Below are 15,108 nucleotides of genomic sequence, written 5' to 3'. Positions count from 1 at the left end.
GGGCTTTTTCATGCCTTCAAGTTTGTAGGGGGCTGCGTTGCAGCCCCATGTATCACGCTACTTCAGCCGTGGTCTCGAAGTCGAACACCAACTCGCCATCGCGCAAGTCGACGTGCACCACACCGCCATGCTCGGCCAGCTCACCAAACAGGATCTCCTCGGCCAGCGGCCGCTTGATCTTGTCCTGAATCAACCGCGCCATCGGCCGCGCGCCCATCTGCGCGTCATACCCCGAGGCCGCCAGCCAGCCGCGGGCCTCGTCGCTGACCTCAAGCAGCACGCGCTTGTCTTCGAGCTGCGCCTGCAGTTCGATAAGGAACTTGTCAACGATGCTCTTGATGGTTTCGGTGCTCAGGCGGCCAAACTGGATGATGGTATCCAGGCGGTTGCGGAACTCTGGCGTAAAGCTCTTGCGGATCACTTCCATCGCATCGGACGCATGGTCCTGATGGGTGAAGCCGATCGAGGCCCGCGACGCGGTTTCCGCGCCGGCGTTGGTGGTCATGATCAGGATCACGTTACGGAAGTCGGCCTTGCGCCCGTTGTTGTCGGTAAGGGTACCGTGGTCCATCACCTGCAGCAGCAGGTTGAAGACTTCCGGGTGCGCCTTCTCGATTTCGTCGAGCAGCAACACGCAGTGCGGCTGCTTGGTAATCGCCTCGGTCAGCAGACCACCCTGGTCGAACCCGACATAGCCGGGCGGTGCACCGATCAACCGCGAAACCGTGTGGCGCTCCATGTACTCGGACATATCGAAGCGCACCAGCTCCACACCCAGCGCCTTGGCCAATTGCCGGGCCGCTTCGGTCTTGCCGACGCCGGTAGGGCCGGCAAACAGGAACGAACCCACTGGCTTGTCAGGTGCCTTGAGGCCGGCACGCGACAGCTTGATGGCCGTGGACAGCGAATCGATGGCCTGGTCCTGACCGAAAACGGTCAGCTTCAGGTCGCGCTCCAGGTTACGCAGCAGTTCCTTGTCGGAGCTGCTGACATGCTTCGGCGGAATTCGCGCAATCTTGGCGACGATATCCTCCACCTGCGGCACGTCGATGCGCTTGACGCGGCTGGCTTCCGGCTGCAGGCGCTGGTAGGCGCCAGCCTCGTCGATCACGTCGATGGCCTTGTCCGGCATGTGCCGGTCATTGATGTAGCGCGAGGCCAGCTCGGCGGCGGCGCGCAGGGCTTCGTCGCTGTACTCGATGTTGTGGTGGCTTTCGAACCGCCCTTTCAGGCCACGCAGGATGCCCACGGTGTCTTCAACCGAGGGTTCGCTGACGTCTACCTTCTGGAAGCGCCGCGCCAAGGCACGGTCCTTCTCGAAGATGCCACGGAATTCCTGGAAGGTCGTGGAGCCGATGCAGCGGATTTCACCCGAAGACAACAGCGGCTTGAGCAGGTTGGACGCATCCATTACCCCACCCGACGCCGCACCGGCACCGATGATGGTGTGGATCTCATCGATGAACAGAATGGCCTGCGGCCGCTTGCGCAGCTCGCCAAGCAGCGCCTTGAAGCGCTTCTCGAAGTCGCCGCGGTACTTGGTACCGGCCAGCAGCGCGCCCAGGTCGAGCGAGTACACCACGCTCTGTGCCAGCAGGTCAGGCACCTGGCCATCGACAATACGCTTGGCCAGCCCTTCGGCAATCGCCGTTTTGCCCACCCCGGCCTCACCCACCAGCAGCGGGTTGTTCTTGCGGCGGCGGGCAAGGATCTGCGCAACGCGCTCCACTTCCTGCTCGCGGCCAACCAGCGGGTCGATGCGGCCAGCACGCGCCAGCTCGTTGAGGTTGCTGGCATAGGCGTCCAGCGGGTTGCTGGAAGAAGAGGTTTCACCACCCTCTTCGTCCTGCATATCCTGGTCGCTCTCGGATTGCGAGCCATGCCCCGGCACCTTGGAGATGCCATGGGCGATGTAGTTGACCACATCGATGCGGGCCACGCTTTGCTGTTTGAGCAGGAACACGGCCTGGCTTTCCTGTTCGCTGAAGATCGCCACCAGTACGTTGGCGCCGGTCACTTCACGCTTGCCAGAGCTTTGTACGTGGAACACGGCGCGTTGCAGCACACGCTGGAAGCCCAGGGTTGGCTGGGTTTCCCTGTCTTCATCGTTGACAGGAATCAGCGGCGTGGTCGAATCGATGAACTCTTGCAGGTCGTGCTTGAGCTTGTCGAGATTGGCGCCACAGGCGCGCAGAACGGTCGCGGCAGCCTCATTGTCCAGGAGTGCCAGCAGCAGATGTTCGACGGTCATGAATTCATGACGCTTCGAACGGGCCTCCTTGAAGGCAAGATTGAGGGTGACTTCGAGCTCGCGGTTTAACATAGCTTCACCTCATACCCAAGTGGTCGGCGATTAACCGTCCTTCTCGATTTCACAGAGTAGCGGATGCTGGCTTTCCCTGGCGTATTGGTTGACCTGCATAGCCTTCGTTTCGGCGATGTCACGGGTAAACAATCCGCACACTGCCCGCCCCTCGGTATGGACGGTCAGCATGATCTTGGTCGCCAGCTCGCGGTTCAGACTGAAGAACGTCTCGAGCACTTCGACGACGAAATCCATCGGTGTGTAGTCATCGTTGAACAAAACCACCTTGTACATCGGTGGCGCCTGCAGGATCGGCTTGGCTTCCTGAACCGCCAGACCGGAGCCATCGTCCTCATTCGATTGAGGACGATCCTGATTGAATGTTAGTCGAATCTGGCTGTGTGCATGCATGGAAAGAATTTCATCACATCGACAGGTTAAGGTTGTGGGTTGACCCTGCGAACGGCCATTGGTGCAGCCGCTGCATGACCTTGACTATCGGCAAAACGGTGTTACAACCAATAGGAACCCACCGTGGTCGATAAAGATCCGCGCAGTCAACCAGATTTTTTCGCAAGGTTCGTATGCGGATGAAGTGGATGATACTCCAGTGATGGAGTCCTTTGCAGAGGGACATAGGGATGGCAAGCGGTAAAGTCAAGTGGTTCAACAATGCCAAGGGCTATGGATTCGTCAATGAAGAGGGCAAGAACGACGACTTGTTCGCTCATTATTCAGCCATCCAGATGGACGGGTACAAGACGCTCAAGGCCGGCCAAGCCGTGACCTTCGATGTCATCCAAGGCCCGAAAGGTCTACACGCCGTCAACATCAGCAGTGCATCCACGGCTGCGCCCGCGCCGGCCAGTGCACAGCCCGCGGGCAGCACGGCCGACGCCTGACCGACTGCCCTGCCAGCGGGTAAACGAAAAGAAAGGCCGCTTCTTTACCAGAAGCGGCTGTTTCACATTCGCTTACATATGTTTGATCATGGCATCGCCGAAGCCCGAACTTCCCACCAGCGTGGCACCGTCCATCAGGCGCTCGAAGTCGTAAGTCACGGTCTTGGCCGCAATCGCGCCATTGGTGCCTTTGATGATCAGGTCGGCGGCCTCGGTCCAGCCCATGTGGCGCAGCATCATTTCTGCCGAAAGAATCACCGAACCCGGGTTGACCTTGTCCTGCCCGGCATACTTGGGCGCCGTGCCGTGGGTAGCCTCGAACATGGCCACGGTGTCGGACAGGTTGGCCCCCGGGGCGATACCGATGCCGCCCACCTCCGCCGCCAGGGCGTCAGACAAATAGTCGCCGTTGAGGTTGAGCGTGGCGATAACATCGTAGTCGGCCGGGCGTAGCAGGATCTGCTGGAGCATGGCGTCGGCAATGGCGTCCTTGACGATCACTTCGCGGCCGGTCTTGGGGTTGTTGAACTTCATCCACGGCCCGCCGTCGAGCAACTCGGCACCGAACTCGTCACGCGCCACTTCGTAGCCCCAGTCCTTGAAGGCACCCTCGGTGAACTTCATGATGTTGCCCTTGTGCACCAGCGTCAGCGACTCGCGGTCGTTATCCACCACATATTGCAGGGCTTTGCGTACCAGACGCTTGGTCCCTTCGCGGGAAACCGGCTTGATACCAATGCCGCAGTCCTGGTCGAAACGGATCTTGGTAACACCCATTTCCTCCTTGAGGAACTTGATCACCTTGTCTGCTTCCGGCGAACCGGCCTTCCATTCGATGCCGGCATAGATGTCTTCGGAGTTCTCCCGGAAGATCACCATGTCGACATCCCCCGGTTTTTTAACCGGGCTTGGCACACCCTGGAACCACAGCACAGGGCGCAGGCATACATACAGGTCCAGCTGCTGGCGCAAAGCCACGTTCAGCGAACGGATGCCGCCACCCACCGGGGTGGTCAGCGGGCCCTTGATCGACACCACATAGTCGCGCACGGCGTCGAGGGTTTCCTGCGGCAGCCAGGTGTCCTGGTCGTAGACCTGGGTGGCCTTTTCGCCGGCGTACACCTCCATCCAGGCGATCTTGCGCTTGCCGCCATAGGCTTTCTGCACAGCGGCATCGACCACCTTGATCATCACCGGTGAGACGTCAACGCCGATCCCGTCGCCTTCGATATAGGGAATGATCGGCTGGTCGGGCACGTTGAGCGAATGGTCTGCATTGACGGTGATCTTGGCGCCGTCGGTCGGAACCTTGATTTTCTGGTATGCCATGCTTGCACTACTCCGCTATCGGGTGTGGGTTGGACATCAAGCGTAGCAATGAGCCTAAACCACATCTGCCGACCTGCAAGCTGACGGCGTGGGCGCGGGCGCGCCCGCGCAGAACACCCCGCCAGCGCTGCGGCATTACGCCACATTGCCCCTCAGTCTTTGGTCTTATAAATGGGCCGATATCACTTGGCCTTGCTGATTAGGCCAAATGGTTTGGTATACTCCGCCGCGACCGTTGGGTCATCGGGGCGAATCCCAGGAAAATGCGGACCGCCCTGGGCCGTGATCGGCCGAAAAGCCGGGCCTTTTCCGCCTGGCTGCCAAAGCCTGGGCTGTTACCGCAGTTCAGCACTTGACGCTCGACTGATGCATCCACCATCACCGCTCGCAGCTTCTCGACTTTCCGCTCATGGCTTGCCAGGGCGATGCGCCTTACCCTGCGCACCACGAGACTCGAGCACGCTCAGCACACAGAGAGTTAACCCGCATGCCCACCCGTTCCAAGATCATCTATACCTTCACCGACGAAGCCCCTGCCCTCGCCACCTACTCGCTGCTGCCGATCATCGAAGCGTTCACCGCTTCGGCTGACATCGCTGTCGAAACTCGCGACATCTCCCTGGCTGGCCGTATCCTTGCCGCCTTCCCGGAGCAACTGGGCGCAGAGAAGCAAGTAGGCGATCACCTGGCGGAACTGGGCCAGCTGGCTACCACCCCTGAAGCCAACATCATCAAGCTGCCGAACATCAGCGCCTCGGTACCGCAGCTCAAAGCCGCGATCAAGGAGCTGCAAGGCAAGGGCTACAACATCCCTGACTACGCCGACGAGCCGGCCACCGAGCAAGAGAAAGAATCCCGCGCCCGCTACGACCGCATCAAAGGTTCGGCCGTGAACCCGGTCCTGCGTGAAGGCAACTCCGACCGCCGCGCACCGCTGTCGGTCAAGAACTACGCGCGCAAGCACCCGCACAAGATGGGCGCCTGGGCCGCCGACTCCAAGTCGCACGTCGCCCACATGACCCAAGGCGACTTCTACGGCAGCGAAAAAGCTGCACTGATCGAAGCTGACGACAGCGTACGTATCGAACTGGTCGGCAAAGACGGCAGCACCACCGTGCTGAAGGAAAAGACCGCGGTCAAGGCTGCCGAAGTCATCGACTGCGCAACCATGAGCCGCAAGGCCCTGAAGGCCTTCATCGCCGAGCAGATCGCCGATGCCAAGGCCACCGGCGTGCTGCTGTCGGTACACCTGAAAGCCACCATGATGAAGGTCTCCGACCCGATCATGTTCGGCGTCATCGTCGAAGAGTTCTACAACGACGTGCTGGCCAAGCACGCCGCCGCCCTGGCCGAAGTGGGCTTCAACGCGAACAACGGCATCGGCGACCTGTACGCCCGCATCAAGGACCTGCCAGCTGACAAGCAGGCCGAGATCGAAGCCGATATCCAGGCCCTGTACACCCAGCGCCCGGCCCTGGCCATGGTCAACTCCGACAAGGGCATCACCAACCTGCACGTACCGAGCGACGTGATCGTCGACGCCTCGATGCCGGCCATGATCCGTGACTCGGGCAAGATGTGGAACACCGCTGGCGAACTGCAAGACGCCAAGGCAGTGATCCCGGACCGTTGCTACGCCGGCATCTACCAGGCCACCATCGAAGACTGCAAGGCCAACGGCGCCTTCGACCCGACCACCATGGGCAGCGTGCCGAACGTTGGCCTGATGGCGCAGAAAGCCGAAGAGTACGGTTCCCACGACAAGACCTTCCAGGTCAAGGCCGACGGCGTGGTTCGCGTGGTCGACAGCAAGGGCAACGTGGTTCTGGAGCAGAACGTCGAGGCCGGTGACATCTTCCGCATGTGCCAGACCAAGGACGCGCCGATCCAGGACTGGGTCAAGCTGGCCGTCAACCGTGCCCGCCTCAGCGACACCCCAGCGGTGTTCTGGCTGGACCCGGCCCGCGCCCACGACGGCGTGATGATCGAGAAGGTGCAAAAGTACCTGAAGGATCACGACACCACCGGCCTGGACATTCGTGTCATGGCCCCGGTCGACGCCATCAAGTTCTCCCTGGCCCGCATTCGCGAAGGCAAGGACACCATCTCGGTTACCGGTAACGTACTGCGCGACTACCTGACCGACCTGTTCCCGATCATGGAACTGGGCACCAGCGCCAAGATGCTGTCGATCGTGCCGCTGATGAGTGGCGGCGGCCTGTTCGAAACCGGCGCCGGCGGTTCGGCACCCAAGCACGTGCAGCAGCTGGTCGAAGAGAACTTCCTGCGTTGGGACTCGCTGGGTGAATTCCTGGCCCTGGCCGCTTCCCTGGAGCACCTGGGCAACACCTACGACAACCCGCGCGCCAAGGTTCTGGCCAGCACCCTGGACCAGGCAACCGGCAAGTTCCTCGACACCAACAAGTCGCCATCGCGCAAAGTCGGCGGTATCGACAACCGCGGCAGCCACTTCTACCTGACCCTGTACTGGGCCCAGGCCCTGGCTGCACAGAGCGACGACGCCGCCCTGCAGGCACGCTTCGCCCCACTGGCCAAGACCCTGACCGAGAACGAGGAGACCATCGTCGCCGAGCTCAACGCCGTTCAGGGCAAGCCAGCCGATATCGGTGGCTACTACGCCCCGGATGCCGAGCTGACCGCCAAGGTGATGCGCCCAAGCCAGACCCTGAACAGCGCCATCGCCGCCCTGTAAGGTCCGCTTGACGTAACAGCACAAACCCCGGCCACGCACCGGGGTTTGTGCTTTTTCAGCTGTAAGTTTCAAGCTACAAGCTACAAGCTACAAGTCGAAGCGGTACGCGGATTGCTTCAACTTGCTACTTGCTACTTGCTACTTGCTACTTAGGGAGAGCATCGACCGTGTCTTGGCAACCCCACATCACCGTCGCCACCATCGTCGAGCAGGACGGCAAATTCCTGTTCGTCGAGGAATTCAAAGCCAACCGGCACGTCTTCAACCAGCCCGCCGGGCACCTGGAAGCCAACGAGACCCTGCCCCAGGCCGCCCTGCGCGAAACCCTGGAAGAAACCGCCTGGGAAGTCGAGCTCACGGGCGTGGTCGGCATCTACCTGTACACCGCGCCCAGCAACGGCGTGACCTACCAGCGCATCTGCTTTGCCGCCCGCCCCGTGCGCCACCATGCCGACCTGGCCCTGGACAGCGACATCGTCCGCGCTGTCTGGCTGACCCGCGAAGAGCTGCTGGCCGACCCCACCCGCTGGCGCAGCGAGCTGGTGCCGCGCTGCCTGGACGACTACCTTGCAGGCCCGCTGCACAGCCTTGCGCTGCTGCGCGACTGACGTAGCGCCGCGGCTTTGATAGAATCGGCGTTTTTCCCCCTTGATACACACCGGTACCCATGACCAGCCCAGCACTCAAAGACCCCGCCAAGACCCGCGTCATCGTCGGCATGTCCGGCGGCGTGGACTCTTCCGTCTCCGCCCTTCTGCTCATCGAGCAGGGCTACCAGGTGGAAGGGCTGTTCATGAAGAACTGGGAAGAAGACGACGGCACCGAATACTGCACCGCCCGTGAAGACCTGGCCGACGCCCAGGCCGTGTGCGACCGCATCGGTATCAAGCTGCACACCGCCAACTTCGCCGCCGAGTACTGGGACAACGTGTTCGAGCACTTCCTCGAAGAGTACAAGGCCGGCCGCACGCCCAACCCGGACATCCTCTGCAACCGCGAAATCAAGTTCAAGGCGTTCCTCGACTACGCCCTGTCGCTGGGTGCAGACCTGATTGCCACCGGCCACTATGTACGCCGCCGCGACACCGGCGCCGTTACCGAACTGCTCAAAGGCCTGGACCCGAACAAGGACCAGAGCTATTTCCTGCACGCCGTTGGCGGCAAGGAAATCGCCCGCACGCTGTTCCCGGTGGGCGAACTGGAAAAACCCGAGGTCCGCGCCATTGCCGAAAAACACGGCCTGGCCACCGCCAAGAAAAAGGACTCCACCGGCATCTGCTTCATTGGTGAACGCCGCTTCAGCGACTTCCTCAAGCAGTACCTGCCCGCCCAGCCAGGTAATATCGAAACCACCGAAGGCGAGGTGATCGGCCGCCACCATGGCCTGATGTACCACACCATCGGCCAGCGCCAGGGCCTGGGTATCGGCGGCCTGAAGGACGCCGGTGACGAGCCCTGGTACGTGCTGCACAAAGACCTGACCCGCAACGTGCTGGTGGTCGGCCAGGGCAACGAACACCCATGGTTGTTCTCCCGCGCCCTGCTCGCGTCGGAAATCTTCTGGGTCAACCCGGTAGACCTGAGCAGCCCGCGCCAGCTCACCGCCAAGGTACGCTACCGGCAGAGCGACCAGCGCTGTACCCTGGCGCTGACCGACGGCGGCTACCGCGCCGTGTTCGACGAGCCCCAGCGCGCCGTGACGCCGGGCCAGTCGGTGGTGTTCTATGATGGCGAGGTGTGCCTGGGTGGTGGCGTGATCGAGGCGGCCGAGCCGTGGAGCCCGCGGGCATGAGCACACTGCGCGAGCAATTGATTGCCCTGGGCGGCGTCTTCCAGGCAGCCGTACTGGTTGACCGCATCGCCCGCACCGGCCAGGCCAGCGAGGCCAACATCGGCTGCATGCTGGGCAGCTTGCTGGTACGCGACCCCAAAGACACCCTGGAAGTGTTCGGCGGCGACGACCTGAACCTGCGCGATGGCTATCGCGCGCTGGTCGGCGCCCTGGAGCGCGACCCCAGCAGCCTGCAGCGCGAGCCCCTGCGCTACGCCCTGTCGATGCTGGGCCTGGAGCGCCAGTTGAACAAGCGCGGCGACCTGCTCGACACCATCGGCAACCGCCTGCCACAAATCCAGTCGCAGGCCGATCATTTCGGCCTGGTTCACGAAAATGTCATCGCTTCCAGCGGAGCCTTGTACCAGGACACCTTGAGCACCCTGCGCCAGCGCATCCAGGTACACGGGGACATGCGCTTCCTGCAGCAGGCCAGCAACGCCTCGAAAATCCGCGCCCTGCTGCTCGCCGGCATCCGCGCCGCGCGCCTGTGGCGCCAGCTGGGCGGGCACCGCTGGCAACTGGTGTTCAGCCGGCGCAAACTGCTGAACGAGCTGTACGACATGATGCGAGGGTAAGCTGCAAGCTCTAAGCTACAAGCAGCAAGCAGCAAGCAGCAAGCAGAAGCAGCACGTCGGCTTTTACTTGCTACTTGCAGCTTGAAGCTCGCCGCCTGCCTTTTTCATGTATGATATGCGCCCTTCCAAAAGCCTGACTGTCCGAGAACACCCCATGCAGCTTTCTTCGCTCACTGCGGTTTCCCCTGTAGACGGCCGTTACGCCGGCAAAACCCAGGCCTTGCGCCCCATCTTCAGCGAATTCGGCCTGATCCGTTTCCGCGCCCTGGTCGAAGTGCGCTGGTTGCAGCGCCTGGCCGCCCACCCGCAAATTGGCGAAGTGCCCGCGTTCTCCGCCGAGGCCAACGCCCTGCTGGACACCCTGGCCAGCGATTTCAAGCTTGAGCACGCCGAGCGCGTCAAGGAAATCGAGCGCACCACCAACCACGACGTCAAGGCGATCGAATACCTGCTCAAGGAGCAGGCCGCCCAGTTGCCTGAGTTGGCCAAGGTCAGCGAGTTCATCCACTTCGCCTGCACCAGCGAGGACATCAACAACCTGTCCCACGCCCTGATGCTGCGTGCTGGCCGTGACGACGTGCTGCTGCCGCTGATGCGCCAGATCGCCGAGGCCATTCGTGCCCTGGCCCACGCTCACGCCGACGTGCCGATGCTGTCGCGCACCCACGGCCAGCCGGCTTCGCCGACCACACTGGGCAAGGAACTGGCCAACGTCGTGTACCGCCTGGAGCGCCAGATCGCCCAGGTTGCCGCCGTACCGCTGCTGGGCAAGATCAACGGCGCCGTGGGCAACTACAACGCCCACCTGTCGGCCTACTCGCAGATCGACTGGGAGGCCAACGCCCGCGCCTTCATCGAAGACGAGCTGGGCCTGCAGTTCAACCCGTACACCACCCAGATCGAGCCACACGACTACATCGCCGAACTGTTCGACGCCATCGCCCGCTTCAACACCATCCTGATCGACTTCGACCGTGACGTATGGGGTTACATTTCGCTGGGCTACTTCAAGCAGAAGACCGTCGCCGGCGAAATCGGCTCGTCGACCATGCCGCACAAGGTCAACCCGATCGACTTCGAAAACTCCGAAGGCAACCTGGGTATCGCCAACGCCCTGTTCCAGCACCTGGCCAGCAAACTGCCAATCTCGCGCTGGCAGCGTGACCTGACCGACTCCACCGTGCTGCGCAACCTGGGCGTGGGCTTCGCCCACAGCGTCATTGCCTACGAAGCCAGCCTCAAAGGCATCGGCAAGCTGGAAGTGAACGAAGCCCGCATCGCCGCCGACCTGGACGCCTGCTGGGAAGTGCTGGCCGAACCGATCCAGACCGTGATGCGCCGCTTCAACATCGAAAACCCCTACGAAAAGCTCAAAGAGCTGACCCGTGGCAAGGGCATCACCCCACAAGCGCTGCTGACCTTCATCGACGGCCTGGACATGCCAGCCGAAGCCAAGGCCGAGCTCAAGCTGCTGACCCCTGCTACCTACATCGGTAACGCGGCAGCCCAGGCCAAACGCGTCTAAGCGGACCGCCGCATACAACGCCCGGCCTGGCCGGGCGTTTTTATTCCCGTACGAAAATTACGTTTTTTCAATAGGTTGAACATGAATCCTGATACTCCACTGCAGCTGCTCGGCGGCATCTCGGCCCGCGAATTCATGCGCGACTACTGGCAGAAAAAGCCGCTGCTGGTGCGCCAGGCCTTCCCGGACTTCATCAGCCCAATCGACCCCGACGAGCTGGCTGGCCTGGCCCTGGAGGAAGAAGTCGAGTCGCGTATCGTGCTGGAGCATGGCGCCCACCCGTGGGAACTGCGCCGTGGCCCGTTCACCGAAGACACCTTCGCCGAGCTGCCGGAAAAAGACTGGACCCTGCTGGTACAGGCCGTCGACCAGTTCGTTCCGGAAGTCGCCGAGCTGCTGGAGAACTTCCGCTTCCTGCCCAGCTGGCGCATCGATGATGTGATGATCAGCTTCGCTGCCCCTGGTGGCAGCGTTGGCCCGCACTTCGACAACTACGACGTGTTCCTGTTGCAGGGCCACGGCCAGCGCAATTGGAAGGTCGGCCAGATGTGCAGCAGCGACAGCGCGCTGCTGGAGCATGCCGACCTGCGTATCCTGGCCGAGTTCGAGCAGGGCGAAGAATGGACCCTGGAGCCAGGTGACATGCTGTACCTGCCACCACGCCTGGCCCACTACGGCGTTGCCGTGGACGAGTGCCTGACCTACTCGGTTGGCTTCCGTGCCCCTAGCGCCGCCGAAGTACTCACCCACTTCACCGACTTCCTCGGCCAGTTCCTGCCCGACGAAGAGCGCTACAGCGACGCCGACGCCCAGCCTGCCAGCGACCCGCACCAGATCCAGCATGACGCCCTCGACCGCCTCAAGGCGCTGCTCGACAAGCACATGAACGACAAGGACCTGCTGCTGACCTGGTTTGGCCAGTTCATGACCGAGCCGCGCTACCCGGAACAGATCGTCGGTGAAGAGCTGAGCGAAGAGGAGCTGGTCGATGCGCTGGAGCAAGGCGCCATCCTGATCCGCAACCCGAGTGCCCGCCTGGCCTGGTCGGAATTCGAAGACGACCTGCTGCTGTTCGCCAGCGGCCGCAGCTGCCCATTGCCTGGCAAGCTGCGCGAGCTGCTGAAACTGGTGTGCGCGGCCGACGCCCTGCACATCGACAACCTCGGCGAATGGCTGCAGGATGAAGATGGCCTTATGCTGGTACAGCAGCTGGTGAAACAAGGAAGCCTGGGATTCGCCAATGAATAAGATTCGTGTGCGCCTCGCCGACTGGCACAAGGACAACGCCGACATCCGCCGTATCCGTGAAGCGGTGTTCATCGCCGAACAGCACGTGCCGCCGGAGCTGGAATGGGACTCGGAAGATCCGACCGCCGTCCACTTCCTGGCCCTGGAAGGGGACTATCCGATCGGCACCGCCCGCCTGCTGCCCGATGGCACCATCGGCCGGGTCTCGGTATTGAAGGACTGGCGCGGGCTGAAGGTGGGTGACGCACTGATGAATGCGGTGATCGTCGAAGCGCAGAACCGTGATCTGAAGCAGCAGATGCTCAGCGCCCAGGTCCACGCCACGCCGTTCTACGAGCGGCTGGGCTTCCGCGTAGTCAGCGAAGAGTTCCTCGAAGCCGGCATCCCGCACGTAGACATGGTGCGCGACTCGCGCCCCTGACCCATAGCCTTTACCGGCCTCTTCGCGGGTAACCCGCGAAGAGGCCGGTAAAGGCAGGTGACATGCTCGCTCACAAAAAGCTGTACATCCATCCAGATAAAACTTGCCTCCGCGCCCCTGCTTGCGCATCCTAGTGCTCATCATTCCCCGATGAAGCGTTCCCGGCCATGCGCCTGTTCCTCTGCGAAAAACCCTCCCAGGCAAAAGACATCGCCAAAGTGCTCGGCGCCACCCGCAAGGGCGACGGCTGCTGGCAAGGCACCGACGTCTGCGTAACTTGGTGCATCGGCCACCTGCTGGAAACCGCCCCGCCCGACAGCTACGACGAACGCTACAAGCGCTGGAACCTGGCCGACCTGCCGATCATTCCAGACAAATGGAAGATGCTGGTCAAACCCAAGACCGCCAGCCAGTTCAAGGCGGTCAAGCGCCTGCTTGGCGAAGCGCGCGAGCTGGTAATTGCCACCGACGCCGACCGTGAAGGGGAAATGATCGCCCGTGAGCTGGTCGAGCATTGTCGCTACCGTGGCCCGGTGCAGCGCCTGTGGCTGTCGGCGCTGGACGACGCCTCCATTCGCAAGGCCCTGGCGCGCCTGCTGCCGGGGCACGAAACCCTCAACCTGTACCATTCCGCCTTGGGCCGCTCGCGCGCCGACTGGCTGATCGGCATGAACATGAGCCGGCTGTTCACCCTGCTGGGCCGGCAATCCGGCTACCAGGGCGTGCTACCCGTGGGTCGGGTGCAAACGCCCACCTTGCGCCTGGTGGTTGACCGCGACCGCAGCATCGCGAACTTCGTGCCGGTGCCGTTCTGGGCTATCGACGTGCAACTGGAACACGCCGGCCAGGGTTTCAACGCGCAATGGCGGGCGCCGGAAGACGCCTGTGACGACCAGGGGCGCTGCCTGAACGAGGCACTGGCGCAACGAGCGGCTGCCGATATCGGCCAGGCCGCCACCGCAAGGGCCATGAAGGTGGCCACCGAGCGCGTGCGCGAAGCAGCGCCATTGCCCTTCGACCTCGGTACCCTGCAAGAGCTGTGCTCGAAAAAATTCGGCCTCGGCGCCCAGGAAACCCTCGACATCGCCCAGGCGCTGTACGAAACCCACAAGCTGATCACCTACCCGCGCAGCGACTGTGGCTATCTGCCACAAAGCCAGCACGCCGAGGCAGCAGGCATCCTCGCCGCCCTGCAACGGGCCGATGCCAGCCTGGCGCCCCTGCAGCCCTACCTCGAGCCGCAACGCCGCTCGCGGGCCTGGAACGACGCCAAGGTCAGCGCCCACCACGGCATCATCCCCACTGCCGCTGCCAGCGACCCGGCGCGCCTGCCAGCCAAGTACAAGGCGGTGTACACCCTGATCCGCGCCCGCTACCTGGCGCAGTTCCTGCCCAACCACGAGTTCGACCGCACCCAGGCCGACTTCGACTGCGCGGGCCATGCCCTGCGCGCGGTGGGCAAGCAGATCGTCGAGCCCGGCTGGCGCCGCGCCCTGCCCGAAGCCCTGACCCCGAGCAAAGGCCGCGAGGCGCCCCCCGCCCAGGTGCTGCCAGCATTACGCGAAGGCCAGGACTGCAGCGTGCAAGGCCTGCAACTCAAAGACCTGTGGACCCAGCCACCCAAGCCCTTCACCGAGGGCGACCTGATCAAGGCAATGAAGAACGTCGCCAAGCTGGTGGACGACCCGCGGCTGAAACAAAAGCTCAAGGAAACCACCGGCATCGGCACCGAGGCCACTCGGGCGAGCATCATCCAGGGGCTGCTAGACCGCGGCTACCTGGTGAAGAACGGCAAGGCATTGTCGGCCACGCCTGCCGCGTTCAGCCTGATCGACGCCGTGCCCCGTGCCATCGCCGACCCAGGCACGACGGCCATCTGGGAGCAGGCCCTGGACATGGTGCAGAGTGGCGAGATGAGCCTGCAAGACTTCGTCGCCCGGCAGTCGGCATGGATGGGCAAGTTGGTGGAGCGTTGCCAGGGTATGCGCATGACCATCAGCGGGCCGGCAGCCGGGGCGGCGCCGCCGTGGAAGAAGAAGCGGCGTAGCGGTGCTGGAAAAAGCAAACCGACTGGGAGCAAGCCGGCGGCTGGCAAACCGCGTCAGCCTCGGAGGAAGGCGGCGACCTGACACTTGTGCATTGCCAGTACCGGCCTCTTCGCGGCTTAAGCCGCTCTCACCTGTGGGAGATTCTATGGTTTCTGGCAAGGGTAGCCGCTGCATCTTCAGTGCCTGTGAGATTGAGCGCCGCCCGCGC

General features: G+C 62.7%; 12 protein-coding genes. 9 read left to right on the top strand and 3 right to left on the bottom strand.

Annotated features, from left to right (window positions below):
- Positions 1–52: 52 nt before the first annotated feature.
- Both clpA and clpS read right to left on the bottom strand, forming a co-directional pair.
- Positions 53–2,323 (bottom strand): ATP-dependent Clp protease ATP-binding subunit ClpA, encoded by a 2,271-nt coding sequence (gene clpA, locus EGJ22_RS09760; protein ID WP_029887829.1) that lies wholly within the window; start codon positions 2,321–2,323, stop codon positions 53–55.
- A gap of 30 nt (positions 2,324–2,353) precedes the next feature.
- Positions 2,354–2,716: an ATP-dependent Clp protease adapter ClpS gene (gene clpS / locus EGJ22_RS09755; RefSeq protein WP_009683116.1), complete on the bottom strand. Its 363-nt coding sequence runs from the start codon at positions 2,714–2,716 to the stop codon at positions 2,354–2,356.
- A 230-nt stretch (positions 2,717–2,946) separates the two neighbouring features.
- Between clpS and cspD the strand changes: the two genes are divergently transcribed.
- The gene (gene cspD, locus EGJ22_RS09750; protein WP_009683117.1) at positions 2,947–3,207 is read left to right on the top strand and encodes a cold shock domain-containing protein CspD; all 261 of its coding nucleotides are present in this window, start codon (positions 2,947–2,949) and stop codon (positions 3,205–3,207) included.
- A 72-nt stretch (positions 3,208–3,279) separates the two neighbouring features.
- On the opposite strand, the gene icd is transcribed toward cspD, so the two are convergent.
- Positions 3,280–4,536 carry an NADP-dependent isocitrate dehydrogenase gene (gene icd, locus EGJ22_RS09745; RefSeq protein WP_009683118.1) on the bottom strand — a complete coding sequence of 419 codons (1,257 nt, stop codon included), beginning with the start codon at positions 4,534–4,536 and terminating at the stop codon, positions 3,280–3,282.
- Between the two features lie 487 nt (positions 4,537–5,023).
- On the opposite strand from icd, the gene EGJ22_RS09740 reads away from it, so the two are divergent.
- The 8 genes from EGJ22_RS09740 to EGJ22_RS09705 all read left to right on the top strand — a co-directional run bounded on the left by EGJ22_RS09740 (position 5,024) and on the right by EGJ22_RS09705 (position 14,981).
- On the top strand, positions 5,024–7,249 hold the full coding sequence (locus tag EGJ22_RS09740; protein WP_029887828.1) for an NADP-dependent isocitrate dehydrogenase: 2,226 nt from the start codon (positions 5,024–5,026) through the stop codon (positions 7,247–7,249).
- A gap of 167 nt (positions 7,250–7,416) precedes the next feature.
- Positions 7,417–7,857, top strand: coding sequence for an NUDIX hydrolase (locus tag EGJ22_RS09735; protein ID WP_029887827.1), 441 nt, complete (start codon positions 7,417–7,419; stop codon positions 7,855–7,857).
- A gap of 59 nt (positions 7,858–7,916) precedes the next feature.
- Entirely contained in the window at positions 7,917–9,041 is a 1,125-nt protein-coding gene (mnmA, locus tag EGJ22_RS09730) for a tRNA 2-thiouridine(34) synthase MnmA (RefSeq protein ID WP_029887826.1), read from the top strand.
- A complete protein-coding gene (gene hflD, locus EGJ22_RS09725) occupies positions 9,038–9,658 on the top strand; it encodes a high frequency lysogenization protein HflD (protein WP_029887825.1) in 621 nt (206 codons plus the stop codon). Before mnmA ends, hflD begins: the two co-directional genes overlap by 4 nt.
- 154 nt (positions 9,659–9,812) lie before the next feature.
- On the top strand, positions 9,813–11,183 hold the full coding sequence (gene purB / locus EGJ22_RS09720; protein WP_009683124.1) for an adenylosuccinate lyase: 1,371 nt from the start codon (positions 9,813–9,815) through the stop codon (positions 11,181–11,183).
- Between the two features lie 81 nt (positions 11,184–11,264).
- The gene (locus EGJ22_RS09715; protein WP_029887823.1) at positions 11,265–12,431 is read left to right on the top strand and encodes a cupin domain-containing protein; all 1,167 of its coding nucleotides are present in this window, start codon (positions 11,265–11,267) and stop codon (positions 12,429–12,431) included.
- Complete coding sequence (locus EGJ22_RS09710; protein WP_009683126.1) at positions 12,424–12,852, top strand: GNAT family N-acetyltransferase; 429 nt, start codon at positions 12,424–12,426, stop codon at positions 12,850–12,852. Before EGJ22_RS09715 ends, EGJ22_RS09710 begins: the two co-directional genes overlap by 8 nt.
- Before the next feature lie 167 nt (positions 12,853–13,019).
- Complete coding sequence (locus tag EGJ22_RS09705; protein ID WP_029887822.1) at positions 13,020–14,981, top strand: DNA topoisomerase III; 1,962 nt, start codon at positions 13,020–13,022, stop codon at positions 14,979–14,981.
- Positions 14,982–15,108 lie beyond the last annotated feature (127 nt).

The sequence above is a fragment of the Pseudomonas sp. p99-361 genome (assembly GCF_003935475.1).
In the GTDB taxonomy this organism is placed as follows: Bacteria; Pseudomonadota; Gammaproteobacteria; order Pseudomonadales; family Pseudomonadaceae; genus Aquipseudomonas; species Aquipseudomonas juntendi.
The sequence above is the reverse complement of the archived record's forward strand: the minus strand, read 5'-3'. Positions and strand labels throughout refer to the sequence as shown.

Bases quoted from the DNA above. Each gene is read 5' to 3' on its own strand.
- clpA (WP_029887829.1), bottom strand. From the start codon at position 2,323: ATGTTAAACCGCGAGCTCGAAGTCACCCTCAATCTTGCCTTCAAGGAG.
- clpS (WP_009683116.1), bottom strand. From the start codon at position 2,716: ATGCATGCACACAGCCAGATTCGACTAACATTCAATCAGGATCGTCCT.
- cspD (WP_009683117.1), top strand. From the start codon at position 2,947: ATGGCAAGCGGTAAAGTCAAGTGGTTCAACAATGCCAAGGGCTATGGA.
- icd (WP_009683118.1), bottom strand. From the start codon at position 4,536: ATGGCATACCAGAAAATCAAGGTTCCGACCGACGGCGCCAAGATCACC.
- EGJ22_RS09740 (WP_029887828.1), top strand. From the start codon at position 5,024: ATGCCCACCCGTTCCAAGATCATCTATACCTTCACCGACGAAGCCCCT.
- mnmA (WP_029887826.1), top strand. From the start codon at position 7,917: ATGACCAGCCCAGCACTCAAAGACCCCGCCAAGACCCGCGTCATCGTC.
- hflD (WP_029887825.1), top strand. From the start codon at position 9,038: ATGAGCACACTGCGCGAGCAATTGATTGCCCTGGGCGGCGTCTTCCAG.
- purB (WP_009683124.1), top strand. From the start codon at position 9,813: ATGCAGCTTTCTTCGCTCACTGCGGTTTCCCCTGTAGACGGCCGTTAC.
- EGJ22_RS09715 (WP_029887823.1), top strand. From the start codon at position 11,265: ATGAATCCTGATACTCCACTGCAGCTGCTCGGCGGCATCTCGGCCCGC.
- EGJ22_RS09710 (WP_009683126.1), top strand. From the start codon at position 12,424: ATGAATAAGATTCGTGTGCGCCTCGCCGACTGGCACAAGGACAACGCC.
- EGJ22_RS09705 (WP_029887822.1), top strand. From the start codon at position 13,020: ATGCGCCTGTTCCTCTGCGAAAAACCCTCCCAGGCAAAAGACATCGCC.